General features: G+C 42.8%; 27 protein-coding genes. 5 read left to right on the forward strand and 22 right to left on the reverse strand.

The window, feature by feature from the left end; all coding sequences use genetic code 11:
* Window positions 1-25: 25 nt before the first annotated feature.
* From NSU11_RS18680 to NSU11_RS18710, 7 genes are all read right to left on the reverse strand, one after another.
* Window positions 26-796, reverse strand: coding sequence for an ABC transporter ATP-binding protein (locus tag NSU11_RS18680; protein WP_064498835.1), 771 nt, complete (start codon window positions 794-796; stop codon window positions 26-28).
* Complete coding sequence (locus NSU11_RS18685; RefSeq protein WP_039182499.1) at window positions 783-1,769, reverse strand: iron ABC transporter permease; 987 nt, start codon at window positions 1,767-1,769, stop codon at window positions 783-785. The genes NSU11_RS18680 and NSU11_RS18685 overlap by 14 nt, the downstream gene beginning before the upstream one ends.
* Before the next feature lie 34 nt (window positions 1,770-1,803).
* Complete coding sequence (isdE, locus tag NSU11_RS18690) at window positions 1,804-2,697, reverse strand: heme ABC transporter substrate-binding protein IsdE (protein ID WP_342493722.1); 894 nt, start codon at window positions 2,695-2,697, stop codon at window positions 1,804-1,806.
* Between the two features lie 76 nt (window positions 2,698-2,773).
* On the reverse strand, window positions 2,774-4,540 hold the full coding sequence (locus tag NSU11_RS18695) for an NEAT domain-containing protein (protein ID WP_342493723.1): 1,767 nt from the start codon (window positions 4,538-4,540) through the stop codon (window positions 2,774-2,776).
* A gap of 19 nt (window positions 4,541-4,559) precedes the next feature.
* The gene (gene isdC, locus NSU11_RS18700; protein ID WP_206534220.1) at window positions 4,560-5,213 is read right to left on the reverse strand and encodes a heme uptake protein IsdC; all 654 of its coding nucleotides are present in this window, start codon (window positions 5,211-5,213) and stop codon (window positions 4,560-4,562) included.
* A gap of 20 nt (window positions 5,214-5,233) precedes the next feature.
* A complete protein-coding gene (locus NSU11_RS18705; RefSeq protein WP_025093789.1) occupies window positions 5,234-5,692 on the reverse strand; it encodes an NEAT domain-containing protein in 459 nt (152 codons plus the stop codon).
* Between the two features lie 369 nt (window positions 5,693-6,061).
* The gene (locus NSU11_RS18710) at window positions 6,062-6,394 is read right to left on the reverse strand and encodes a helix-turn-helix domain-containing protein (protein ID WP_025093788.1); all 333 of its coding nucleotides are present in this window, start codon (window positions 6,392-6,394) and stop codon (window positions 6,062-6,064) included.
* A 177-nt stretch (window positions 6,395-6,571) separates the two neighbouring features.
* Between NSU11_RS18710 and NSU11_RS18715 the strand changes: the two genes are divergently transcribed.
* From NSU11_RS18715 to ribD, 3 genes are read left to right on the forward strand one after another with little or no spacing between them, the layout of a single operon-like run.
* Window positions 6,572-7,426, forward strand: a complete 855-nt coding sequence (locus NSU11_RS18715) for a VOC family protein (protein WP_044334348.1) — start codon at window positions 6,572-6,574, stop codon at window positions 7,424-7,426.
* A 16-nt stretch (window positions 7,427-7,442) separates the two neighbouring features.
* Window positions 7,443-8,204 carry a GTP cyclohydrolase II gene (locus NSU11_RS18720; RefSeq protein ID WP_024427515.1) on the forward strand — a complete coding sequence of 254 codons (762 nt, stop codon included), beginning with the start codon at window positions 7,443-7,445 and terminating at the stop codon, window positions 8,202-8,204.
* Window positions 8,191-9,282 carry a bifunctional diaminohydroxyphosphoribosylaminopyrimidine deaminase/5-amino-6-(5-phosphoribosylamino)uracil reductase RibD gene (ribD, locus tag NSU11_RS18725; protein ID WP_171464793.1) on the forward strand — a complete coding sequence of 364 codons (1,092 nt, stop codon included), beginning with the start codon at window positions 8,191-8,193 and terminating at the stop codon, window positions 9,280-9,282. Before NSU11_RS18720 ends, ribD begins: the two co-directional genes overlap by 14 nt.
* A gap of 44 nt (window positions 9,283-9,326) precedes the next feature.
* On the opposite strand, the gene NSU11_RS18730 is transcribed toward ribD, so the two are convergent.
* The 7 genes from NSU11_RS18730 to NSU11_RS18760 form a co-directional block, all read right to left on the reverse strand.
* Window positions 9,327-9,695, reverse strand: a complete 369-nt coding sequence (locus tag NSU11_RS18730) for a VOC family protein (protein WP_024423896.1) — start codon at window positions 9,693-9,695, stop codon at window positions 9,327-9,329.
* A gap of 312 nt (window positions 9,696-10,007) precedes the next feature.
* Window positions 10,008-10,856, reverse strand: a complete 849-nt coding sequence (locus NSU11_RS18735; RefSeq protein WP_171464794.1) for a polysaccharide deacetylase family protein — start codon at window positions 10,854-10,856, stop codon at window positions 10,008-10,010.
* A gap of 65 nt (window positions 10,857-10,921) precedes the next feature.
* Window positions 10,922-11,251, reverse strand: coding sequence for a PTS lactose/cellobiose transporter subunit IIA (locus NSU11_RS18740; RefSeq protein WP_024423898.1), 330 nt, complete (start codon window positions 11,249-11,251; stop codon window positions 10,922-10,924).
* A 19-nt stretch (window positions 11,252-11,270) separates the two neighbouring features.
* On the reverse strand, window positions 11,271-11,594 hold the full coding sequence (locus NSU11_RS18745; RefSeq protein WP_024427519.1) for a PTS sugar transporter subunit IIB: 324 nt from the start codon (window positions 11,592-11,594) through the stop codon (window positions 11,271-11,273).
* A 12-nt stretch (window positions 11,595-11,606) separates the two neighbouring features.
* Window positions 11,607-13,040 carry a glycoside hydrolase family 1 protein gene (locus NSU11_RS18750; RefSeq protein WP_171464795.1) on the reverse strand — a complete coding sequence of 478 codons (1,434 nt, stop codon included), beginning with the start codon at window positions 13,038-13,040 and terminating at the stop codon, window positions 11,607-11,609.
* Between the two features lie 31 nt (window positions 13,041-13,071).
* Window positions 13,072-14,382 carry a PTS transporter subunit EIIC gene (locus tag NSU11_RS18755; RefSeq protein ID WP_024423901.1) on the reverse strand — a complete coding sequence of 437 codons (1,311 nt, stop codon included), beginning with the start codon at window positions 14,380-14,382 and terminating at the stop codon, window positions 13,072-13,074.
* A gap of 89 nt (window positions 14,383-14,471) precedes the next feature.
* Window positions 14,472-16,430 (reverse strand): BglG family transcription antiterminator, encoded by a 1,959-nt coding sequence (locus tag NSU11_RS18760; protein WP_171464796.1) that lies wholly within the window; start codon window positions 16,428-16,430, stop codon window positions 14,472-14,474.
* Between the two features lie 137 nt (window positions 16,431-16,567).
* Here NSU11_RS18760 and NSU11_RS18765 point away from each other — a divergent pair, with 137 nt between their 5' ends.
* Window positions 16,568-16,771 (forward strand): hypothetical protein, encoded by a 204-nt coding sequence (locus NSU11_RS18765; RefSeq protein ID WP_024427523.1) that lies wholly within the window; start codon window positions 16,568-16,570, stop codon window positions 16,769-16,771.
* A 48-nt stretch (window positions 16,772-16,819) separates the two neighbouring features.
* On the opposite strand, the gene NSU11_RS18770 is transcribed toward NSU11_RS18765, so the two are convergent.
* The 6 genes from NSU11_RS18770 to NSU11_RS18795 all read right to left on the reverse strand — a co-directional run bounded on the left by NSU11_RS18770 (window position 16,820) and on the right by NSU11_RS18795 (window position 22,544).
* The gene (locus NSU11_RS18770; protein WP_024423904.1) at window positions 16,820-17,245 is read right to left on the reverse strand and encodes a DUF5082 family protein; all 426 of its coding nucleotides are present in this window, start codon (window positions 17,243-17,245) and stop codon (window positions 16,820-16,822) included.
* 287 nt (window positions 17,246-17,532) lie between these two features.
* Window positions 17,533-17,796, reverse strand: coding sequence for a YwqI/YxiC family protein (locus NSU11_RS18775; protein WP_024423905.1), 264 nt, complete (start codon window positions 17,794-17,796; stop codon window positions 17,533-17,535).
* A gap of 37 nt (window positions 17,797-17,833) precedes the next feature.
* Complete coding sequence (locus tag NSU11_RS18780; RefSeq protein ID WP_024423906.1) at window positions 17,834-18,259, reverse strand: DUF5082 family protein; 426 nt, start codon at window positions 18,257-18,259, stop codon at window positions 17,834-17,836.
* A gap of 295 nt (window positions 18,260-18,554) precedes the next feature.
* Window positions 18,555-19,961, reverse strand: coding sequence for a Na+/H+ antiporter NhaC (gene nhaC / locus NSU11_RS18785; RefSeq protein ID WP_034281362.1), 1,407 nt, complete (start codon window positions 19,959-19,961; stop codon window positions 18,555-18,557).
* A 143-nt stretch (window positions 19,962-20,104) separates the two neighbouring features.
* Complete coding sequence (aspA, locus tag NSU11_RS18790; protein ID WP_034624136.1) at window positions 20,105-21,526, reverse strand: aspartate ammonia-lyase; 1,422 nt, start codon at window positions 21,524-21,526, stop codon at window positions 20,105-20,107.
* 28 nt (window positions 21,527-21,554) lie between these two features.
* The gene (locus NSU11_RS18795) at window positions 21,555-22,544 is read right to left on the reverse strand and encodes an asparaginase (RefSeq protein ID WP_024427527.1); all 990 of its coding nucleotides are present in this window, start codon (window positions 22,542-22,544) and stop codon (window positions 21,555-21,557) included.
* A 205-nt stretch (window positions 22,545-22,749) separates the two neighbouring features.
* Here NSU11_RS18795 and NSU11_RS18800 point away from each other — a divergent pair, with 205 nt between their 5' ends.
* The gene (locus tag NSU11_RS18800) at window positions 22,750-23,097 is read left to right on the forward strand and encodes a helix-turn-helix transcriptional regulator (RefSeq protein WP_024427528.1); all 348 of its coding nucleotides are present in this window, start codon (window positions 22,750-22,752) and stop codon (window positions 23,095-23,097) included.
* A gap of 54 nt (window positions 23,098-23,151) precedes the next feature.
* On the opposite strand, the gene NSU11_RS18805 is transcribed toward NSU11_RS18800, so the two are convergent.
* Together NSU11_RS18805 and NSU11_RS18810 are read right to left on the reverse strand one after the other, a co-directional pair.
* Window positions 23,152-23,616, reverse strand: a complete 465-nt coding sequence (locus tag NSU11_RS18805) for a helix-turn-helix transcriptional regulator (protein WP_025093780.1) — start codon at window positions 23,614-23,616, stop codon at window positions 23,152-23,154.
* Window positions 23,617-23,715: 99 nt separating this feature from the next.
* On the reverse strand, window positions 23,716-24,243 hold the full coding sequence (locus tag NSU11_RS18810) for a YfjD family protein (RefSeq protein ID WP_061110270.1): 528 nt from the start codon (window positions 24,241-24,243) through the stop codon (window positions 23,716-23,718).
* Between the last annotated feature and the right edge of the window lie 11 nt (window positions 24,244-24,254).

Consider the following 24,254-nt stretch of genomic DNA (forward strand, 5'->3'; position numbering starts at 1 on the left):
CTGTCTCACCTGCTTTTTGCCCAGCTTATATGCCAACAGGCACGATGTACATTCCTGTTTCTGCATCCTGTCTAATAGTCACGGACACATCATAAATGTGCCGCACGTTTTCCTCTGTTAACACATCGTTTGGCTGTCCTTCACTGATAATCTGTCCATCCTTCATCGCTATGATGATATCGCTGTAGCGGACAGCCTGATTCATATCGTGGAGCACCATGACAATGGTTAATCCATGCCTGGCATTCAGCTCACGAATCAGCTCAAGAATGTCAAATTGATAGTAGATATCCAAATAAGTTGTCGGTTCATCTAAGAAAAGGATCGGTGTTTTTTGCGCAAGTGCCATCGCAATCCATACACGCTGCCGCTCTCCACCTGACAGTGAGGCGAGCGGCACCTTTCGTTTGTCCGTTAGCTTTGTACTGGACAGCGCCCACTCTATCGCTCTCTCATCCTCTTCCTTGTCTCCTCCGCGCATTGTCTGGTACGGCGTTCTGCCGAATGCCACGACCCGTTCGATCGTTAAATCAAGAGGTGCTTCATTTTGCTGATGGACGACAGCCAGCTTTTTTGCCAGCTCCTTTGGCTTGAACGCATTCAGCGCTTGCCCGTCTAAGTGAATCTGCCCTTTATTTGGACAATGATTATTTGCCATTAAGGAAAGCAGTGTGGATTTTCCCGATCCATTTGGACCGATAATGGTTGTGATTTTCCCCTTTTCAATCTGTGTTGTGACCGATTGAACGATGTCCTTCTGCTGGTCATATGAGAATGACACCTCACGAATGTCCATGGAGACGGTCCCCCCTTCTTAATAAAAAGATCAGAAACGGCCCGCCAATCACGGCCATGATCGTAGAAGCAGGAATCTCATTTGGCGCCACAAGCGTCCTGCCAAGCGTATCAGCCGTCAAAATAAGCAAAGCCCCGCTTAACGCAGAAAATGGAATCAGTACTCGGTGATCCGAGCCGACAAGCCTTCTTGAAATGTGCGGAATGAGCAAGCCGACAAAGGCTATTACGCCCGCTACTGCTGCTGTCACTGCCGCAAGTAAAACGGCTGTGATGGAAATCAAAAGGCGCATTCTGGTCACACGCAAGCCTAAGTTTTTCGCTGTCTTGTCTTGAAGAGCCAACAGGTTACACCATCTGCTGAAGAAAAGTGCCACGACAAGGCCAACGACACCATAAACACCGATTAAACGGACATCTCCCCACGTTTTCATCGTGAGATTCGACTGTCCTGACTGATTAATTGTGATATTGAAATAGCTGCAAATGGTCACAAAAGCTTCAGCCATCCCAGTAAACATGGCATTGATGGCAATCCCAACTAAGATCATGCGGATCGGGCTTAAACCACCCTTCCAAGACAGAACGTACACGAGGAAACACGCAATCGCCCCGCCTAATACCGAAAATAAAGGTGAGTAGAAATAAAATTGAGGAAGCGCTGTAATCGCCATTAATGAAAAGAAGCTGGCTCCTGATGAAATCCCAATGACGCCGGCATCAGCTAACGGATTTCTCATGACCGACTGCAGCAGTACACCGGAGACAGATAAGGCGGCCCCTGTAAACATCGCGATGAGCACGCGGGGGATTCTCAAATCTTTAATGATTTCTACCTGTGCATGTTGACCGGTGATGAGCCCTTCTAATAATTCAATTGGGGTCACATGAATGCTCCCAGTAATGGCTGAATAAATAAACACGCAGACCAGTAAGAGACTGACTATCAAAAATAAAAATCCTGTTTTTTTCATCTTGAACGTCCTTTTATCATTAAGATTCGCAAACTTATGACGGATACAACATACGAGTCAATTCATCTAATGCCTCTGCTGCCTTTAAATTGCCTGTTGTCCCGAATAAGCTTTCTTCGAGGTCATACACCCGGTCTTGTTTGACCGCATTAAAATGTTTCCAGATGTCATTTGTTTTAAATTCTTGATCAAACATTTTGACGACTTCATCCGGCATCCCATGTGCGGCTCGGAGAATGATATCTGGATTGGCTTTTTGTAAATACTCCGTATTGGATTCCAAATACTCCATTTTCTCGCCTTCCACAATGTTCTTTCCTCCTGCGATACGTACAAGATCACCAATATATGAATTTTCTGTCGCCACCAAATAACTGCCTGGCACACCAAGCAAAATCAGAACGGACGGCTTGCGTTTTCCTTTTGTCTTCTCTTGTATGTCTTTCTTTTTTTGCTCAAACGCAGACACAATGCGCTCAGCCTGCTTCTTCCTGTCATACTTATCCCCAAGCTTCGTGATGGCCTTCTCCATGTTGGACATGCTCTCAAGATTTAAGTATGTAGCAGGGACACCTGCTTGCTGAAAGGGTGTCTCTAAATCATATTGAAGGGTTGTGACAGACAGGACATCTGTCGGTTGAAGTGATTGGATGATTTCCATGTCCGGGCTCATTGGGTTGCCGACTTCCGGCAGTCCTTTGTAACGAGCTGGCAAGGATTTTTGACTTGTTGGCACCCCGACAAGATCCACCTCTAAAGCATCCATGATCTCCGCAGCAGCTACAGTCGTTGCCACAATGCGCTCACTTGATTCAGCACTTTTTTTGCCTTTTGCTGAGCTTTCAGCTGACTGTGAGCAGCCCGATAAGATCATGCACACACTGAAGGTGAAGGCAGCGATCAAGGTACATAATATTCGATACTTCAAAAACAGAAGCCCCCTTTCGAAAAAAGAGAGTGGATGCGCCGAGGTAAAAGGCGCATCTCACTTAAAATAAAACGAACTATCTTGTCCGTGTTTGATATTTTCTAACGAGTACGAATAACGAAGCGCCGAATAAAAGAATATACACCCAAAGAAGAGAGGTATCTCCCGTTTTCGGATTCAGCTGTCCAGACTCAGATTTGGTTTGATCATCTGATGGCGTAAATGTCATCTGCTCCGCACCCGTTTCCTCAGGTGCTGCATTCTCAAGTTGATTTGTTTGAGAATCGTGATCATTTGGATTTTTGACAAAGCCGATGCTCTCATCGTCTCCAATGACTGTTGAAATTCCGCTTCCCTCACCAGGAGCGATTCCTTTTGTATTATAGACAAGTTTGACATCGTACTGCTCATGGTAGTTTGCAGCTGGAATATCAATCTTTACGCGTGCAGCCTGAGCTCCACTTAAACTTTTTGCTTCATATTGAATGACACGTGTATCTGCTTTTTGATCTGTTTTCGCGACAAGTGTCTCTTCAAACTTTCCGCCTGTTCCTACTTGGAATGACGTGATGGCTGAGCTGTTCTTCACTGTATATGAAACGAAATGGCGGCCATTTTTTACAACCAGTGTCGCAGGACTCACAACGTAATCGTTCATGCGAGAAAGCTCATCCTTATCTGCTTTCTTCATTGAGAAAGGAAGCTTGTATACACCATCTTTTAGCTGAGCCGTCTCTTGATTTGCTCCGCCGTTATTTGTTTCTGTTGTTGGTGTGTTTGGTTTTGGTGTTTCTGGTGCAGCTGGTTTTTCTTCCTCTACCACCTGCCCGTCCTTCACTGGAGCGATACTCTTTGAATCAAATTGAAAACGAATATCGTAGGTTTGGTCATAGTTAGCGGCTGCTACTACAATGTGTACTTTTCCTTTGACCTCGTTTTTCAAATCATCTACATCAAATGAAACCACTCTTGTATTCTTTGCTTCATCCTTGCTGACTGTTTTGGCTTCTTGATAAGAACCGTTTTTCTCTGTTTTTAAAGAAGCGACAGACTTATGGTCCTTCACCGTAAAGGAAATGGTTTGCTTTCCATTTTTGACAGTTAAGGATGCAGGGTGTGAGAAGTAATCACTCATTCGAGATGCCTCATCCGTATCCCCTTTTAGCACACTGTAATTAATACGATATACGCCATCTTTTAATTGATTTTGCGCAGAATCATCTGGTTTTGTGCCATTGTTATTGCCTGGTGTTGTCGATTGATCGTCTGGTTTTGTACCGTTTTGGTCATCTGGTTTTGTTTCGTTACCATCTGGCTTTGTACTGTTTTGGTCATCTGGCTTTGTTTCATTATCGTCTGGTTTTGCAGGCGTAACGAGTGTTAGGCTGCTTTGATCAAATGCAAGCTGTACGTCATATGCTTCGTCATAAATAAAGCCGCCTAAATCCCAGTAAATTTTCACCCAGCCGTTTAATTTCGCTGATAAGTCGTCGACAGTAAATTTGATCACGCGTGTATTGGCTGCTTCGTCCTCACTGACCGTTTCAGTGGTAACGAGAGCACCATTTTGTTCGACCTTGAAATCTGTTATTTCTTTGCTTTGCTTCAGTGTGACATAGGCTGTTTTCTTGCCATTTTCCACAATCAGCTTAGCTGGCTTTTCTGTATAGGTATCCATCATGGACGCTTCTGTGCTGCCGTTTTTTAAAATGGTGAATCCGACTGTGTATTCACCATCAACAAATGATGCCGCTTGAGCTGTTCCTTGAGGAATCTGAAACGCAGTCAACAAACTGAATAAAACGAGCAGAATGGCTGCCTTTAGATGAAAAAGACGTTTCAAATGGTGACACTTCCTTCCGTTAATGCTTGATGATCCACTTTCTTGCTAAAAACCCGCCTGAACATAAGACAAGCACAAGGAGCCACCCTATTTGGCTTGTATCACCAGTTTGAGGATTTTCTTCTTGTTTCGTTGTGGATGAATCAGCTTTGTTCGTTGATTCTTTTGATGGCTGCTGACTTTCTGCTGCACCCGCTGATTGCTTTGCACTGTTAGACGAAAGTGACTTGATGCTGCTTTCATCAAATTTCAGCTGAATGGTGTAATCATGATCATAATCAGCAGATTTCACAGTGACATGAATTTTTGACGTGATTGGTTTAGACAAGCTTTGAGCCTGGAACTGAACTAGCCTTGTATTGGCTTTTTTATTTGTTGAGAGAACGGTTGTATCGACATAGCCGCCATTTCCTGGTACTTTAAATTCCGTTACCCAGCTGCTATTTTTAATCGTCATTTGCACTGTCAGGTTCCCATTTTTCACTATCACTTTTGCTGGCTTCAGCCAGTAATCATTTGCCATTGAGACCGCATTTCCTTCAGCTTTCAGCACTGTATAATTGACGGAGTATGTACCATCCTTTAATGCGGCAGCCTGTGCGTTTGAAAAAGGCAGCATAAGTGCCAGTAAAAAAACCGCCATGAAGACTGACAGCCTCATTCTTTTTTTCATCAAGCGAATTTCCTCCCTTTTTATTGAACAGATGCCGCATCAAACTTGAGACGAATGTCGTAATTGCCTGTATATCCGATAGCCGGTACAGTCACACTCACTTTTGCTGGTACGACCTCAGTCAGGCTGTTCACATTGAATTCTACTGTCCTCTTATTCGCAGCTGTATTTGTACTAATCACCTTCGCATCTTTGTAGACACCTTGATCGAACGTTTTAAAGCTTGTGATCCAAGAGCTATTCGTTAACGTGACTTGCGCTTTGATTTTTCCATCCTTGACGACAAGCTTGGCTGGTTTTTCGAAATACGTATTCGCTGTTGAAGTCGAATCGCTATCAGCCTTCCATACCACATATTGCGCTGAATATTGACCATCTGCTAAGCCAGCTGCTGAGGCTGAGCTAACAGGAGCTAGAGCAAATAATAGAACAAAACTAAGGAATAATAATACGGGTGATGTTGAACGAATGACTTTCATATGAGCCCTCCTAAATGATATTGATAATTATTCTCAATAGACAATAAAAAAAATAACCTTCATAAGTGCTGGAACACACCTATAGATGATTATGATAATCATTATCAATTGAGTTAAAAAAATAAATCTTTGCTTCCTAAAGTCAAAGATGTCTGCTTCTAAATGATGGATTGATAAGAGTTTTAGGCAATCTGTCCCATTCATAATACCATGGCATAACCTCCATTCCATTACAGGGAAAAGAACCCTCTTCTCCTTGATATTATATAATGGGTGAAATAATTGTCAATATCATTTTTCATACTATTGTCTTAGTTTTCTGGAAAATCACACAAAAAAATTTCGATCAGACACACTGATCGAAATGGATTAAGAAGGAACATGTTCCTCCATTTTGCTGTTTTTACGCTCTAAAGACCAAGCATACATTTCACGAATAATCGGTTCAATTTTCTTCCCTTGCACCGTTAATTCGTATTCAATCCGCACTGGAATGTCGGGATATACTTTTTTCTCAACAAGTCCCTCAGCTTCTAAATCCTTCAGCCTTTCTGATAGTAATCTTCCGCTGATGTTCATTTCATTTTCAAGCTGACAAAAACGCTTAGGCCCTGTCAGAAGCTGATTGATGATGAGAATGACCCATTTCTTGCCTAGAATCTCCATGGCATCTGTAATTGGGCAGCCATCTACTTGTGCCATATCTTACTCCCTCCTGCTTTTTTCTCTTTTTTTCATTATAACATAATTAATTACTTGAAATAAGTCACTAACTATTATATAGTTTAGTTACTAAAAGTAACAAGGTATTTATTTTTTATAGATTTTCAAAAACATTTGAACATGCCGATGCATATATCATGAAGGAGATGACCGAGCTTGAAGACAATTGAGCAGCTAAGGCTGGGTGTGACAGAATTACATGTGTCCAGCTTTGATCGTTCTTTACCTTTTTATACAGACATTTTAGGATTTTCTATATTAGAAAAAACAGATTCCACGGTGACACTTGGCAGCAATGCAAAGGAACCGATTCTTTTGTTAAAAGAAGATGCACAGCTCAAAGAGAAGCCTGATCATGAGCCAGGACTTTATCATTTTGCTGTTTTATTACCTACCAGAAAAAACCTGGGCACATGGCTGGCACATGTGATCAAAAAAGGCTATCCTTTAATTGGAGCAAGCGATCACTTTTTCAGTGAAGCCATTTATTTAAGTGATCCTGACGGCATTGGCGTAGAAATTTATGCGGACCGTCCTCAGGACATTTGGGTAGGTGAGCATGGAGAACTGAAAGGTGGCGGAAATTCACCGCTTGATGGAGATGGACTCCTGCAGGAAGCCGCTGATACCACATGGGAAGGACTCCCTGCGGGCACAGTGATGGGACACTTGCATTTCCATCTCAACCCAGAAGAAGCAGATCCTTTTTATGTCCATACGCTCGGTTTTCATATCCGAATGGCTCCACCAGCAAGCCTATTTATCGCCGCTGGTGTATACCACCACCACCTTGCCTTTAATGCATGGGGACGCGGACGAAAAGGAGCCATTGATCCACGTTTCTCAGGAATTAGAAGCTATACACTGGTTTTCCCAGAAGAAGCAGACAGACAATCCGTCATCGAACGCCTGACAAAAGCAGGCACTCAAGTCAACACGACAGGAAAAAGCAGCGAATTTGTTGATCCATTTGGCGTTCTCGTTCGTTTACAGATTGAAGAAACAGACTAAAAAGAAGGTGCAGAATATGGACAAACACACAGAGCTTAAAACAGCCATATTAAAAGATAAAATCAAACGAGTACAGCAAGAAGACGGGTATATATATATCACTGGACCCATTAAACTCCCAGTGAATTTAGACGGCAGAACCGTCATGTTTAACTGGTATTCATGGTTAAAAGATGATGGAAAAGAGCCATTGTCGGATGAAGCTTTAATTGAAAGCCTCTCGTCCCGCCAGCTTGCTGATCATCAGCAGTCAAGCGTTCTTGTATATGGGGATTTTGAGCACGCTGACGAAGCTCTTATCCGCATGCATTCCATTTGCCACACTGGCGATATTTTCGGAAGCAAGCGCTGTGACTGTGGATTCCAATTGAAGCAGTCTATGCGAATGATTGAGGACAATGGAGCGGGAGCCCTGTTTTACTTAGCCAATCATGAAGGCCGCGGCATTGGTCTTTTCAGTAAAGCCATGGCTTATATTCTTCAAGAAAACGGCTACGATACAGTAGAAGCGAACGAAGCACTTGGTTTTGAAGATGACACACGTCAATACGAAGAAGCCATTGCCGTTCTTCAAACACTTCGTACAAAGCCGGTCAGACTCATTACCAATAACCCGAAAAAGACAGATGCGATCAGCCATGCAGGTTTATCACTTTCTGGACGCATTCCGCTTTGGGGAGATGTCTCTGAATTTAACGAAAAATACTTGCAGACAAAAATCAACCGCTCAGGTCACATGAAGGCGGAGCAAGAGGTGCGTACGATTGCCACATCATGAGCGATATATGAAGCTAGCCCTTGATAATGCATGGGCAATGAAAGGTCAGACATCTCCGAATCCGCTCGTCGGGGCTGTGATTGTGCGAGAGAATGAAATTGTTGGAGTCGGTGCTCATATGAAAGCCGGTGAACCGCATGCTGAAATTCATGCACTTAACATGGCCGGGGACAAGGCAAAAGGAGCCACGATTTATGTGACCCTTGAGCCTTGCTCCCACCATGGACGTACAGGCCCTTGTGCGGAAGCGCTTGTGAAAGCCGGCGTCGAAACCGTTGTCGTGGCGGCACTTGATCCAAACCCGCTTGTCGCTGGCCGCGGGATTGCCATTTTACAAGACGCGGGTATCCAAGTCATCACGGGCGTACTTGAACAGGAATCCATTTTGATGAATGAAGTATTTAATCACTTTATTACGAAAAAAACACCTTTTGTGACGCTCAAAGCGGGCATTACCTTAGATGGGAAAATCGCCTCTTCCACGTCTGACAGCAAGTGGATTACATCTGAGACATCCCGTTATGATGCTCACCATATCCGCAGTATCAATGATGCGATTTTGGTCGGTGCTCAAACCGTCATTCACGATGACCCTTCATTAACTGCGCGGATTCCAAATGGAAACAATCCGATTCGAATTGTCTTAGACTCAAAGCTGTCAACACCACTGACAGCAAAGATCGTCACCGATCAGATGGCACCTACATGGATTTTTACAACAAAGCAAGCCGATGAGGAAAAACGAGCGGCCTTAGAAGAAGCTGGCGTTCGTGTCTTCATGACAGACAGCGACACGCGGGTGCCCCTGCAAGAAGTGCTTCAAGTGCTGGGAGAAAAAAATATCTCCTCTCTCATGATTGAAGGCGGCGGCCAGATTAACGCCTCGTTCTTAGAACAGCAGCTTGTAGATAAATTGGTCATCTATATGGCGCCTAAGCTCATTGGCGGACGACTTTCCCCTTCCTTTTTCGGAGGCGAAGGCATACGCCTCATGAGTGATGCCATTGAACTGGATCAACTCACCGTGGAACCACTTGGAAAAGATATTAAAATAACGGGCTATCCCGTTTATCAATAACAAGTAGGCTGTCGAGGAAATCTCGACAGCCTTATTTTTGTCTTCTAGTCTCTTCTCTCTAAAAACTCAATTCGATTCCCAAAAGGATCTTCTACATAAAACCGATTGGCTCCCTCCAATGGCTCATCTTCTTTTATACTAATCTGATGCTTCAATAATACCTCTTTTAATTCCGATAGGCTCTTTACAAGAAAAGCTGGATGAGCTTTCTTTGCAGCTTGAAAATGTTCCTGAATGCCAATATGAAGCTGATGATGACCGCATTGGAACCAGACACCTCCTCGTTTAGCTAAATTACTAGGCTTAGGTATTTCTTTCATCCCTAAAATTTCACCAAAAAACAAACGAGCTTTCTCTTCACTGCCTTTTGGGGCAGCTAGTTGAACATGGTCGATTCCAAAAAAGTTTGACATATTCCCTCTCCCTTTCTTTTCTCAATTGGTTTTTCTATGTAGGGTTTCTTAAGTTTTGCGTTGCTGAGCAATATTTGATTGTTACTTCATTGGCGGGCTTGATACTTTGAGTCTTTCATTGAGGGGTTTCTTACGATGTAGGGTTTGAATGACAATTTTAAAAAACAGAACTCCCCTGGTAATGAAAGTTCTGTCTATCTAAGTGTCTCTTATAATAACAGTTGAAACCAAGACATATCATGTCAAGGTGTATGGGCGGTGATTCATTTTGGTGAAACTTGTCGTAAAATGTTTCATGTGAAACATTGATCGTTACTTCCCTTCGACCAGCCTGCCAAAGCTTTCTGGTGAAAGTCCCGGTGAAATGCGGACGCGGTGCAAGGACATCATGCCTTGTTCCTTCTTCGCATGTCCTGGTTCAGTGGTGACAGCCATTTGATATCCAGCTTCCTTCGCCAGCTTCAACGTCTCTTCATTATAGCGCCCGACAGGATAGCTGACCATTCTCGTACGCTGAGAAAACCGCTGATCGAAGAATGTCTTTGATCCTTTTAACTCTTCTTCCTGCTGCTGCTTTGATAATCGATTGAGCTCTAAATGATGAATCGTATGACTCTCAATCGATATCCCATGTGCCATCATCTCATCCATTTGCTCATCCGTTAAGTGATTTGGACGGCCAATGGATTGCTCAATCATGAAAATCGTTGCTTTCATTCCATACTGCTTTAAAATTGGAAATGCCTTTGTATAGTTATCCGTATATCCATCATCAAATGTAATGAGGACACTCTTCTTACTTGGCATCGAATTTGTTGTAAAAACGCGGTACGCCTCTTCTGGCGACAGTGTGACATAGTCATTGTCCTTCAGCCATTTCATATGAGATGCAAATTCGCTCTTTGGCACACGTAACAAGTTGCCGCTTGAGATACTATGATACATCAAAATCGGGAGCTCGACCGGCTCCTTTTGCTTCATCCAGGCTTTTGTCTCTATCACTGCCGTTTCTTTTTTCTGCTGAATCTCTTTTGTTTGTAATGGACCCTTTTCCTCTTTGACGACTTGCTGGCTTCCTTCCGCCTGCTCCTTCATTCCCATACAGCCCGAAATGAGCAGCAGCATAAAACCAATCGTCATCAGCCTACATGTTTTCTTCATTCACCAATCCTGCTTTCTCTTTATCTACCGAATGATTATAACAGAAATTGGTTATTCATTGACAACTATTTTGACAGGGTATTCATTTTTTTACACATTTCGATCATTTCGATGGCGAGCAGATGAATGGTCTCTGTTGTGAGCATTTGATCTTCTGCGTGTATCAGCAGTAAAGAAAACGGAAGCTGTTCACCTGCCGCTTCTTTTTGAATCAGCGACAAGTGCAGGTTGTGGATGCTTCGAAACGCTTCCTCCCCTTTTTCGATCAACTGCTGCGCTTTTTCAAAATCATCAGCTCTTGCTAGACGAATCGCTTCTACATAATGACTTCTTGCCTCGCCTGCATGGGCAATGATTTGAAAGGCTGCTCCCTGCATTTCCTCTAATACCGTCATCTGCTTCTCCTCCAATTATTCAAGATTCATTTGCTAGTGTCAGTGCATGCTCTAGAATTTTTTCTCCGTTTGCTGTTCCGTATAATCTCACATTGACGACATCGACAGGGATTTGATAGGGTGCCGCCGTTTTTTCAGCTGCTTTTTTCATAAAACTAACTTGCGGTCCAAGTAAAATCGCCTGTACATCCTCTCCATGCTCTTCTAGTTCATCCGCAATGGCTCCTTCAGGTATAGCATAAATATAGTAATCCAGCCCTTTAGCTTCTGCGGCAGCCTTCATTTTGGACACCACAATGGACGTTGACATTCCTGCTGCACAAGCGAGAATGATTCGTTTCATTTCTCATCACTCCTATTGATAAATGACTTCTGTTTCAACTGTCAGTTCCCTAGTTTTGATTAATGTCTGATACCAATACGCAGATGCTTTCAGCTGACGATTTCGTTCATTCTCCAGCTGGATTTCGACTAATCCGTAGCGGTTTTTAAAAGCATTCATCGGTGAGACATTGTCTGTAAATGCCCAAAGCATATAGCCTGTGCAATTTGATCCTTCTGCTTTCGCTTGAAGTGCCCGCTTCAAATGCTGGCTGATAAATGAAATGCGATACTGATCATCAATGATACCGTCTTCTGTTTTAAACCGTTCTTCCTTTTCGACACCCATGCCATTTTCGGCCACAAACCACTCAATATTTCCGTATTCTTCTTTTATTCTCATCCCCATATCATAGACAATCTTCGGGTAGATTTCCCAGCCTCTGAAAGGATTCATTTTTCTCCCTGGAAGCTCAAACATATCGTAATAATAGGATGGATGAAAAGGTGTTCCTTCGTTCCAAGCCTTACTCGGTGCCTTGACACGATGCGGATAGTACAAGTTAAGCCCAACGACATCCACCGTATGATTCTTGATGATCTGAAGCTCTTCCTCTGTCGAGTCGAAAAGAATATCATGCTTTTTCAACACATCGATCAGTTCCTCTGGATACTCCCCTTTGATGGAAGGATCTAAGAACACTCGATTAAAAAACAAGTCATACATACGTGCCGCTTCTTGGTCATGCGGGGCAGACGATCTTGCATACGTCATTTCTGGATTGAGAATCACACCGATTTTGGCTCCTGCCGATTCCTTCAACCCCATCTCCTGAAACAGCTTCACCACTTTTGCTGTTGCCAGAGCTTTATGATAGTTCCACTGCATCCATTTCTTCGTATTTTGCTCAAACGGATATCGTATCGCATCTAGATAAACACGTGTCTGGACAACAATCGGTTCATTAAAACTAAACCAATGCTTGACCCGGTCTCCGTAGCGCTCAAACACCTTTTCTGCATAAAGTACAAACAGCTCGACGACATGCTTTGATGACCATCCGCCGTACTTCTCAAACAAAACGGCAGGAAGCTCATAGTGCTCTAAGCAAAACATTGGTTCTACACCTGCTGCGATTAATTCATTGATCAGATCATCAATGTAACGAGCATAGGCCTCATCTACTATCCCATTCTCGTAATCTATGAGAAACCTCGACCAATTGATCGATGTCCTGTAATGTGTCAGCCCAATCTCTTTCATTAAGGCTACATCTTCAGGGTAGCGCTCGTAAAAGTTTGTCGCACCAGCAGGACCATAGCCTTCGTGCCACACGTGATATCCTTCCTTATACCATAAGTCGATGTAAGAGTCCTGATGCGCCCGCTTTCCCTTCCATCCCTCGGTCTGCCAAGCAGAAGCCGCAGCACCTAGGATAAAATCACTTGGAATCTCAATTCTGTTCATGTCGCCGCCTCCCTTTTCTTCGTCTGAATATTTATTCTGAATCTGGTGCCGCTTCTGGCTTGCGGTTAGACAAGAGTACAAACGGTAAATAGATGAAAACAGCAACCACAATACAGATAAGCTGTGTAATGACAGCTCCCATACTGCCAGCGGTGGAAAGCCATGCATTCACAAGCGGCGGTGTCGTCCACGGCACCATCACGACCGCTTTTCCAGCGAATCCTGTAGCCGTCGCAATATAACCAATCGTACCTGTCACAAGCGGTGTGACGATAAATGGAATCGCCATCACAGGGTTTAGCATCACAGGTAATCCAAAAATAACGGGTTCATTGATGTTGAACAGTCCGGGTCCAGATGAGAGCTTGGCAATACTTCGCATCTCTTCCCTTCTCCCAGCAATAAAAATCGCAACCAAAAGACCAATGGTCACACCTGAACCACCGATGCTCATATACACATCCCAAAACGGCATTGTGATGATATTCGGGATTTCTTTCCCCTCTTGAAATGCTGTCATATTCACTGCAATCGATCCTAATAAGAGCGGCTCCCGGATCGGCTTAATCATCTGGTTGCCATGGATGCCGATCACCCAGAAAAATTGCGCCACAAACATCAACGTTAAAATCCCAGGCAGCCCCTGTACAACACTTTCTAACGGACGCTGCACCACGTTATACACTGCTTCATGCAAATAAATGCCTGTCACACGATGAAATGCAAAGCCGAATGAACTAATGATTGTAATTGTAATGATCGATGGGAAAAGTGACGAAAAAGATGTTGCCACATTCGACGGAACCGAATCCGGCATCTTGATTTGCAGCCATTTCACCTCGGTCAGCTTACAAAAAATCTCCACAGATACGATCGCAATGATCATCCCTAAAAATAAGCTTTTTGGATCAGAAAATTGTCTTGCCAACACGTCAACAACCTCACGCATCGATCCATCGACTTCAAGAAGAAGTGTCGTTGGAATAACAGATATAAATGAAATCAATGCCATCAATCCTGGGAACAGAGACTTGTGACCGTTGATTTTCCCAAGCTCAATCCCAATGAGGAACACAGCCCCAATGGTTAAAAAGTTCAGCGTGGCATAATTGATTGCCTTCATAATAGGCTGAAGCTCTGCTAAAAACCTGAATATCTCAAAATGCGCAAGCCCTGTCTCCGGGCTCATGATCATATTCGCCACCAGTACAGCAAAAGCTCCTGTAATGATGATCGGCATCAGTGTGACAAATGCCTGTTTAATCGCCATAATATATTTCTGGTTGGTGATGCGATAAGCCACATGCCCCATGACATCTGCCGCTTTCTCCTTGAAGCTCATGATCCGTCTCCCCCTTTGCAAAAACTCGTGATCATCCTCCTTTTTGATGTTATTTTAAAAGCGCTTTCATTAACATCTAATCTTTTTCCTCACAGATGCGGAAATGGGTGCCGCGTTTTTTCATTTGGATGCTCCAATACTTGAAGCGCAGCTGTCAGTTCTTCAAATGAAGCGGCTTTGATGAGCTGTTCCACCACTTCCTTCCGTTCTGTCAGCCGCACAAGAAATTGATAAAGCGACTGTAATTCTTTTTGATACGTCTTCTGGATGCTTAACAAGCATACGACTTGTACTCGATCTTCTCCCCACAGCACCGGCTTTTTCAACGTACAGATCGCACAAAACGTGTCATCTGTTGCCGGTTTAATTGGATGAGGAATCGCAACCAAATGACCGAAAGATGTGGGTGATACTTGCTCTCTTTCTAGCAATAATTGTTCAAACTCTTCTGGGATTCGATGCTGCTCCTTTAGCACGTTCACAAAAAATTGAAGAACCTCTTCCCTTGATTGGAGATCTTGCTGAAAAAATGTCAGCGCCGGACTCACATACCGCAAAACTCCTGTATCCTGTGAATTCTGCACAAATCGTTTCAGCCGCACAATATCATCGTCACTTAGAATCGTATGTACATCAATGACTGGCACCGGCAATGTATTCTGAAGCGGAATGGTACTAATAATAAAATCAATGCTTCTTAAATCATACAAAGGAAGTTCCCCGACACTTGCAGTTCCAGCGATCTCCAGCCTTCCGTTAAAAGCTGCCGTGAGTTTATGAAGAAGAAGCTGGCTGCTGGCGACACCCGTCGCACACACAATAAGACATGTCTTTCTTACATGCTGTGATTTTGTCCGCTCGATTGCAGCCCCAATATGAAGTGCCAAATATCCGATTTCATCCTCAGGAATCTCAACACCCTCTTTTTCCTTCAGCCATCTGCCCATATAAACACCCGCCTCAAACGCAATGGGATAATGCCTTTTAATGTCTGGTAAATAAGGATTTCGGATGTTCATATCGTATCTAAAGCGATGAATGGCAGAACGCAAATGAAGACTTAAACCAACGATCAGCTCCTTATCAAACTGAATATCAAGTGACATGTGCTCCTCTACATAAGCAAGCAATTGGTGAGTGAAACGAAAATGGTCTTCGTCCAGCAGATGAAATAGCGTATGGCCAGCCTCTCCATATGCCATCATCTTTGCTCCCATTAAGTGAATCGCAATGTACGCCATTTCAGATAACGGAAAATCAATCGCTAATACGCGGCGAATATCTTCTGCCATTTGTTGAGCTACCTGAAAAACTGGCTGCACTTGAATTTCTTTCAATTCCGCTTCTGGCATCTTGACCAGCTTTTTTTCTTCAATTCGTTTGCATGCGATGGCAATGTGGGTCACTAAATTACTTAAACCGATTTCTGATAGATGAAGTCCGGTAGCTTTTGTACGTGAACGCACGATGTCCTGAATCAATTGATACGTTTCTTCAGGTAACAGTGCAGCATTCGCATGCTCCTGCTGAAACACATGCTCTGCCATACAATATCTTAATTTCATTTCATCGCCTGTCAGACGAAGGCCATATTTAGGCCGGTGCGATATAGAAAGTCCATGCAATGAAAACAAGTGCCTGACAGCTTTCAAATCATTTTTCACTGTAGATTCACTCACAAATAATTCCTCTGCCAATCCCTCTAATTTGATATAGTCTTCTGATAGAAGCAGCCTTTTTAATAGATAAGCCACACGGTCCTCAGGCTGATTGGGAATGGACGGTTCCTTTTTCTCATTCCTTTCTCTCAGTGAGGTTTTCAAAAATGTACGAAATGCTCCATAATCTTCAACGCTCAATGTATACCCTGCCCCGCGTTTAATATGCAGTGCGGCACCATGTACTTCTAAGATCACTTTAAGCGCTTTCATATCTGTGCGGATGGTTCGTGATGTGACTCCGATCACACGGGCAATTTCTTCACTTGTCAGTTCCTGCTCCGCTTGCATCAATCGTTTCAGAAGCTCCTCCTGACGTAGAGATAGCATGGGCTCTCCTCCCTTGGCATTTACTTTTGCCTATCATCATAAACGAAAATAGAACTCTTTGCCCAGTATTTCTTTCAAATCGGGAACCTAGATATGGCTCATTCGTATGAATATGAAACTAGAGGAGGGATGCTTTTATGTTTGTTGTCATTATCATATTAGCTTTTTTAGGAGCCATCATTGCCAGCTTGTTCGCATCAAATGATAAACGTGCATCTGCTAAGCGTTCAGCACATCATAGCTCAACGACAAGCACATATACTGATTCGTATACCCATCACGCTTCTGAAGCCTCCTGCGGGAGTGATTCAGGCGACAGCGGCGGTGGTGGATGTGACTAAACAAAAAAACAGCCGCCCTTTTATAAGACGGCTGTTTCGTTTATGGTTTTAAAGAGCTTTCCAGCCCCGTTCAATCAAATGTTTAACATCCTTTGCAAAATCCTCGCCCTTTTCCATCACGTCCTGAGCTCTTCCTGCAAAATTACTGGCAACAGCCAGCTCCATTTTTTTCAATTCAAAGTGTAAGATTTTTTGATCAATCTCTGTTATATATTTTTCATATTCATTGTTGACGACGTCGTGCATCACGCTGTAAGCATCTTTCCGGTGGCGATGAAAGTCGGTTCCTCTCTCGCCTTTCCATGACGAATCTAGTGCAGGCTTCTTAATTTCTTTGATATCTGACTGGGCAAGATCTTGTTCTGTTCGAATATTACTTTTGGCTGTCTTTAACCGAGAGATCATTTCGTCAAATTCTGCACGTTTGTTCTCAATTCCCATATGCAGATGGTGCAGCATCTCGGATAAACTCATGTCATCCACCTCTATCTGACCTCATACGAAAGCACGGCGTGAGCGCCTTTGGAAACCATCGACTCACTTGATTTTTCCAATCCTGACATTTCTATCGTTCTGCTTTCATTAAGTATAGTATAAGGCGAAAAGCCTCAGGCTTAAATAGGGAAAAGGTGTCCTTTTAGTGACGCATTTGGAAATAAAACGGAATAATACAAGGTCTTACACCCTGAATTTTATATGAGACTTTAATACCACAATCACATTATGTCAATGGTACCCATAAATAAAAGCGATTGTGCTGATTATTTTGCAGCAATCGCTTCGTCTTGTTCTTTTAATGTTTTCACGTTAGAGCGTGTATCCTGAACATTTTTAATTAAGGCTTCTTTAAAGCTTGAGACCATTTCGCTCACTTCTGCTTCACGTGCCGTCCACTTGGTTACAAATTCAAGGCTGTTTTCACCCGCTTTATCTGCTGCTTTTTTCATCGCTAAAGCTTCGACGGCTTGGGAGACTTCATCTAGTTTATCCATGACTGTTTGGTAGTTTAACTTAATTTGTCCCATTGTGATATCCTCCAGATTTGTTCAGCATGAAACTCGTTTACAAGCTGCTCCATGCTTTTGAGATCAAGCGTTTTGCATCCTCTACTGCGTCTTCTCCTTTTTCAGCAAGACGTGCGGCGTCTCCAGCTAAGGAACTGGCAAAGGATAAAGCAGCTTGTTCTGCTTCTAATGTACTGATTTTGAATTCGATACGGCTCACGTAGCGTGGGTATTGATCGTTCACGATCGTTTGCAGCGCATCATGTGCTTCATTTCGGTCTGTTTTGAAATCCTGGCTTCGCTCACCTTTCCAAGAGGTCCCAAGCTTTGGCTGCTTGATTTGCTTTAAATCTGTTTCTGCCGCATCTTGTTCACGTTCAACCTTGCTTTTCGCCTTTTTGAGCCGAGCGATTTTCTCTTCAATTTCTGCTTTTTTATTTGAAATGCCACCGTTAAGGGCAGACAGCATATCCGATAAGCTCATATGGGTTCCTCCTCCTGTCAAAAAATAAAAACGCTGCTTAGAGTCTCTCTAAACGAGCGCAAGGTGAATAGCACTTTTTCCAATATTGTTATTATAAGGTTCAAAGACTCATGTTTGAATAGGGATTTGTGCCCTTTTTATGGGATAAATATGCTTTCATTCTGCTTCACACCACCCCTTTCGACCTCATTTATAGGAGGTCTAAACTCCTGTTCGTTTGCTATATGTCACATATAGTCTCACGGTCCTAGGACAAACAAAGCCGCCCCGTTCAGGAGCGGCTTTTGCAAACGGCTTATGAGGCCGATTCTTCTCTTTCTTGTTGATCTTTCACGTACCAAATGAATTTACCTGTATATCCGTAAATGATTGCAAGACCAATGGCAACAAAACTCAACCACATAAATGGTAAATAAGAGAATGTCGATACGCCGAGAATTCCTGCCATGTAAATACCGTTATCTGACCATGGAACCATACCAGACGTAAGCGTACCACCGACCTCAGAGTTTCTGGATAAAACTCGTCTGTCTAACTTTAATTTATCGTAGCTCTTTTCCATAATTTTTGGTGTAAGGATTAACGATACATACATCGCACAGCCAAAGATATTGGCGAAGAACGCAACAACGAGTGTAGACAGCGTTACATTCCCTGCATTATGTAATTTTTTCTCAAATGTCGCGACGATGACTTTTAATACGCCTAAATATTCTAGTACTCCACCGAAACCAAGTCCCAGGATAATCACCACTAGAGACCCTAACATATTAACGATACCACCGCGGTTTAACAATGTATTTAAGAATTCTACATCTGAATTAATAGAGAAACCATTATAAGCTGTACCAAGTGCATCGGCTGGATTCATTCCTTGGAATGCCATTGCCCAAACTGCGCCAAGAAGCGCACCAATCGCAATAACAGGCATTGAAGGCTTTTTCAAGACAAGTAATAGCACAACAATAAGCGCCGGAATGATCATCCAAATATTAATCGTGAATGTATCTTGCAGTGCTTGTTTCAAAAACTCTACTTTTCCTTGATCAATATTTTTTCCGCCATACATAAACCCGGTAATTGTAAACATAATAGCAGTTATGACAAATGCAGGTATGGATAAGACCATCATTGCTCTAACATGTGCGAGCACGTCCACTTTTGAAAGTGAGGAAGCAAGCACAGTACTATCAGATAAAGGAGATAACTTATCGCCAAAATAAGCTCCAGATAAAACAGCACCAGCCACGATAGGTAATGGAATTCCCAAACCTTCACCAATCGCAATCATGGCAATACCTGCGGTTCCAACTGTCCCCCATGATGTTCCTGTAGCAACAGACATAATGGAACAGATAATCAGTGTAGCTAGTAAGAAAATATTAGGATGAATAAATTCCAGTCCATAATAAATTAATGTGGGTACCACTCCGCCGGCAATCCATGTTCCAACAAGTGCACCTACAGCAATTAAAATCAAAACAGCCTCTAAACCATTCGATATCCCTTTTGTAATGGCATTTTGAAGATCTTTGTATGAATGCCCCAATCGAATACCTAAAGCAATAACCATAAACCATGAGATAAACAATGCTAGCTGAATATCTAATTTGAAGTAAAGAGTAAATGATAAAACAATCGCTAAAAACAAGCCAAGTACAGCTACGACTTCTAAAATAGATGGTAGACGTGGTGATTTCATTGTGTTTCCTCCCTTTGTGCGTGCGTTAAGCGTTTTCAAAATATTGTGAAAAAAGTGTGTCAATTCGAAAGAAAGTGAATTGCCTGTTTTTCTCTTTTTCACAGGCAATTCCACATATTAATAAAATAAAATTTTTGATATTATTATCGCTCTAGGAGCTCTGCACCCGCAATACCAGGCTTTGTCATCTCGTATGGATTTAAGATAATATCAAGTTCTTCTTCCGTTAAAACATCGTACTGCAAGCAAAGATCTCTGATCGATTGTCCTGTTAAAATGGCTTCTCTTGCAATTCTAGCGGCTGCTTCATAGCCTAAGTGAGGGTTCACGGCAGTGATCACGCCTGCACTTTTTTCTACATATTCTTTCAAACGTATTTCATTTGCTTCAATGTCCGCTAAGCAATGATCTGTGAATGAGCGGAATCCGTTATTCATTATACTAATAGATTGAAGCAAGTTAAAGACCAGAACAGGCTCCATCACATTTAACTCAAGCTGGCCTGCTTCAGAAGCAAGACAGATCGTGTGGTCGTTCCCAATGACTTGGAATGCGATTTGGTTAATGAGCTCTGCCATGACTGGATTGACTTTCCCAGGCATGATGGATGATCCAGGCTGGCGGGCCGGCAATGCGATTTCAGCAAGACCTGCGCGCGGACCAGATGCCATTAAACGAAGGTCATTGGCAATCTTAGACATGTTCATCATGCATACTTTTAAAGCGGCGGATACTTCTGTGTAAGCATCTGTATTTTGCGTTGCATCCACGAGATGCTCTGCGCCTACAAGAGGAAGACCAGATATATCAGCGAGCTTCTTCACCACGATCTCAATATAACGAGGATCTGCGTTTAAGCCTGTCCCAACAGCTGTTGCACCCATATTGACTTCATATAAATGCTGCTTTGATTGGTTGATCCGCTTAATATCACGGCTCAGCACACGGCTGTAAGCTTCAAATTCCTGTCCCAAACGGATGGGAACAGCATCTTGAAGGTGCGTACGTCCCATTTTGATCACATGATCGAATTCTTTCGCTTTCTTTTGAAAGACGTCCTGCATGACTTGCATCGTTTCAAGCAGAATGTCTAACTGCTTGAGCACAGCAATGTGGATCGCCGTTGGGAATGAGTCATTCGTTGATTGCGACATGTTCACATGTGTGTTTGGGCTTAAATGGATGTATTCACCCTTTTGATGTCCCATGATTTCTAGTGCTCTGTTTCCAATCACTTCATTGGCATTCATATTCATGGACGTTCCTGCGCCGCCTTGAATTGGATCGACAATAAAGTACTCGTGCAGCTTGCCTTCAATGACTTCATCAGACGCTTGAACGATGGCATTTCCAATTCCCTCATATAAACGTCCAACTTCCATATTGGCTTGAGCTGCTGCTTTTTTCACGATGGCAAAGGCTCTAATTAGTTCCTCGTGCATCCGATATCCTGTAATCGGGAAATTCTCTTTTGCACGAAGGGTTTGAACCCCATAATACACGTCTGCTGGAATTTCTTTTTCACCAAGAAAATCCTTCTCATAGCGATAAGTTGCTTGAACCATCTCTTATGACCTGCTTTCTATAGAATAGTTAAATCACTAAATCTTCTGCGATTGGTGTTTCCATAATCTTTTTGACTTCTCTTGGATCTGTTGTTTTGCCTAGTGCCCACATCAGTTTCGGCACGATAGCTTCTGTATTCATATTTCTTGAACGTGCCACCAATTCTTGATTGATCTTGCGTCCTACCTCATACACACTCATGTCTTCTCCTTCTTCCAGACACTGAGTGGTGATGACAACAGAAATGCCTTCTTCCAGCAATTCGTTGATCTTTTCTAAAAGGTTTCTTCCTTCGAAAGGAATTCCGCCGCTGCCGTAGCTTTCAATGACAACGCCTTTGTACATGCTTTTGACTGCATCTAAAAACTCAGGCTTCAGGCCTGGGTGCAATTTTAACAGACACACATCTGTGTTCAAGGATGCATCTAATTTAAGCGGTTTCATTGGTGTTCTTTTTACTTTGCTATTGTATTCAATTTGATGGTTTTCAATTGATGCAATATATGGGTAGTTAATGCTTTCAAATGCATCGTAGCTTTTCGTTCTTAGTTTGATCGCACGTGTTCCTTGGATGACCCTGCCATCAAACACGACATACACGCCGCCAACACCGTCACATGCAAAGCGAATGGCATCTGTGATGTTTTTCTTCGCATCTGTTTTCTTAAAAGTAATCGGAATTTGTGAACCTGTAATCACGATCGGCTTATCAGGGTTTTGCAGCATATAAGACAGCGCTGCTGATGTATAGGCCATTGTATCGGTTCCGTGAGTAACGACAAACCCGTCATACTGATCATAATTCTCATAAATGGCTGTTGCGATATCAACCCAGTATTCAGGCTGCATATTTGTACTATCTATACTCATTAGGGACTTTGTGTCCATTGTATATTCTGCATTAATTTCGTTTAAATAGCTCAAAAGATCCTCAGCTTTAACACCTGGAGCTAAACCATTTTCACTCTCTACAGATGCAATCGTCCCACCAGTCGTTAAAAGCAATAATTTCTTCAACAGGTCCACCTCTTTCGTAAAATTACTTCGTTTGTCACACATATTATAAGCTAGCTTGTGCTATTCTATAATATACGCTTTACGCGTACCTTCATTGCCATTATAGTCACATAACGCGAATTAATCAAGAAATTGTTACGCATAACGCGTACATTCTATGTCAAAATATGATATACTGTTGTTGTAAATAAAGGAGCGTTCATGTATGATACTCGATCGTTTAACCACCCTTAGAAAAAAGAAAAAATGGTCTCTCCAGCATACGGCAGATCGCCTAGGTATCGCCAAAAGCACCTATGCCGGTTACGAATCTGGGTACCGACGACCTTCGCTTGAAGCAGTGAAGCTGCTGGCTGATTTGTATGATACGTCCATTGATTTTTTACTTGGTAGAACGGACGAGCCAGAGATACAACGCAAAATCTCTGATATCAAAATTGAACTGACGGAAGCAAAAGAAGGAACCATTTATGTAGACGGCGTTCCCCTAAATGATGAAGAAATCAAACAGCTTGTTGCCTTTATTCGGGCGAAAAACACTCTAAAAGTATAAACACAGAAAAGAGAGGCACCTTATAAACAGGTGCCTCTCTTTCCTTTTCCAATCTCAATATGGAGAAGACAGCTGGCTTAATTCCTCTAGCCGCCGCTTCGCTTCTTCTTTATTAAACGAACTATAATAGCGATAATTCTCCTCATCTAAGATGCGGTAATGCTGACTAAGTACATTTTGCTGAAGGCGAAACGTGCCTTTTTTGACAGACGTCCTCCACCAAACCTTGCCGCCAATCGTACGCTCTACTGATAGATGTAATTCATCATGTGCCACAACTTCCAAAATCTCGAGCGGGTCATCCCCTAGGGTTCCTTTCAAAATGTCACTATCTCTGAATAATGCACATACGGCCGCGGATTGCGTCCAGTTGAGACGCAGCCTGTTTTTTTCAACCTGCTGCAGATGCCGTTTCGATAGACCAAGTACCTCCGCCATACGATCCTGCGTATAATTCTTTTCTCTTCGAATCCGTGCCATTTGTTCTGTGACGAGGTCGATTACCATCTCTTTATCCATCTCTCATCGCCTCTTTCGAGTGTTCAGTCTTTACTGACATCATACACGATTTCTTCGAAAAAGTGGCGCCTCATCCTATAGAATTCTGACAAAAACAGCTTAGTCGGTCTTCTCTTCTCCTTGGCCATGCTGCTGTCTCCAATTTTCTTGGGCTGTCTGATGTAAATATGGATAGATCTCCTGTTTGACGGTCTGTTCAAATACTTCTTCATCTAAAATGCTGTACGCTGGAATTTTGATCAATTTCCCATCTACTTTCCGAATGAGCACATCCATGAAAAGAAATCCTCTTATACTGTAACGATGCCTGCGCATGTCAATTGATTGAATATCTTGAAAAGGAATCATTCGCTCCCGGTGCAGCACAGCGCCATTCTCTCCGCGCTGAATGCGAAAAATCACATTTCCCCTCTTCGTAAAAGCAGGCAAAATCATCAAAAAGGAGATCCAGCCATAGACAATACCTAATAGTCCGCCTAAAAATAAAAACAATGTATAGTTCGATTCAAATGTAAGGGCTTCTGAAAATAACCAAATACCGATAATACCGAAGCCGCCCGTTGCTAAGAATGCCCATACTCTTAAAAAAGGTCTGCTCCTTACTTCTATTACTTCACTTGGATTCAAGCGTCATTCTC

The sequence above is a fragment of the Bacillus sp. FSL R5-0712 genome (genome assembly GCF_038593285.1).
Classification (GTDB): Bacteria; Bacillota; Bacilli; order Bacillales; family Bacillaceae; genus Bacillus; species Bacillus safensis.

Excerpts from the sequence above, each read along its gene's own strand:
- NSU11_RS18730 (WP_024423896.1), bottom strand. The coding sequence starts at position 9,695 with ATGTCAAACTTTTTTGGAATCGACCATGTTCAACTAGCTGCCCCAAAA.
- NSU11_RS18710 (WP_025093788.1), bottom strand. The coding sequence starts at position 6,394 with ATGGCACAAGTAGATGGCTGCCCAATTACAGATGCCATGGAGATTCTA.
- NSU11_RS18800 (WP_024427528.1), top strand. The coding sequence starts at position 22,750 with ATGATACTCGATCGTTTAACCACCCTTAGAAAAAAGAAAAAATGGTCT.
- NSU11_RS18745 (WP_024427519.1), bottom strand. The coding sequence starts at position 11,594 with ATGAAACGAATCATTCTCGCTTGTGCAGCAGGAATGTCAACGTCCATT.
- NSU11_RS18775 (WP_024423905.1), bottom strand. The coding sequence starts at position 17,796 with ATGGGACAAATTAAGTTAAACTACCAAACAGTCATGGATAAACTAGAT.
- NSU11_RS18755 (WP_024423901.1), bottom strand. The coding sequence starts at position 14,382 with ATGAGCTTCAAGGAGAAAGCGGCAGATGTCATGGGGCATGTGGCTTAT.
- NSU11_RS18685 (WP_039182499.1), bottom strand. The coding sequence starts at position 1,769 with ATGAAAAAAACAGGATTTTTATTTTTGATAGTCAGTCTCTTACTGGTC.
- NSU11_RS18740 (WP_024423898.1), bottom strand. The coding sequence starts at position 11,251 with ATGACGGTATTAGAGGAAATGCAGGGAGCAGCCTTTCAAATCATTGCC.
- NSU11_RS18735 (WP_171464794.1), bottom strand. The coding sequence starts at position 10,856 with ATGAAGAAAACATGTAGGCTGATGACGATTGGTTTTATGCTGCTGCTC.
- NSU11_RS18805 (WP_025093780.1), bottom strand. The coding sequence starts at position 23,616 with ATGGATAAAGAGATGGTAATCGACCTCGTCACAGAACAAATGGCACGG.
- NSU11_RS18780 (WP_024423906.1), bottom strand. The coding sequence starts at position 18,259 with ATGAGCTTATCGGATATGCTGTCTGCCCTTAACGGTGGCATTTCAAAT.
- NSU11_RS18680 (WP_064498835.1), bottom strand. The coding sequence starts at position 796 with ATGGACATTCGTGAGGTGTCATTCTCATATGACCAGCAGAAGGACATC.
- NSU11_RS18750 (WP_171464795.1), bottom strand. The coding sequence starts at position 13,040 with ATGAACAGAATTGAGATTCCAAGTGATTTTATCCTAGGTGCTGCGGCT.
- aspA (WP_034624136.1), bottom strand. The coding sequence starts at position 21,526 with ATGGTTCAAGCAACTTATCGCTATGAGAAGGATTTTCTTGGTGAAAAA.
- NSU11_RS18705 (WP_025093789.1), bottom strand. The coding sequence starts at position 5,692 with ATGAAAGTCATTCGTTCAACATCACCCGTATTATTATTCCTTAGTTTT.
- NSU11_RS18770 (WP_024423904.1), bottom strand. The coding sequence starts at position 17,245 with ATGAGTTTATCCGAGATGCTGCACCATCTGCATATGGGAATTGAGAAC.
- isdC (WP_206534220.1), bottom strand. The coding sequence starts at position 5,213 with ATGAAAAAAAGAATGAGGCTGTCAGTCTTCATGGCGGTTTTTTTACTG.
- nhaC (WP_034281362.1), bottom strand. The coding sequence starts at position 19,961 with ATGAAATCACCACGTCTACCATCTATTTTAGAAGTCGTAGCTGTACTT.
- NSU11_RS18720 (WP_024427515.1), top strand. The coding sequence starts at position 7,443 with ATGGACAAACACACAGAGCTTAAAACAGCCATATTAAAAGATAAAATC.
- NSU11_RS18765 (WP_024427523.1), top strand. The coding sequence starts at position 16,568 with ATGTTTGTTGTCATTATCATATTAGCTTTTTTAGGAGCCATCATTGCC.
- NSU11_RS18760 (WP_171464796.1), bottom strand. The coding sequence starts at position 16,430 with ATGCTATCTCTACGTCAGGAGGAGCTTCTGAAACGATTGATGCAAGCG.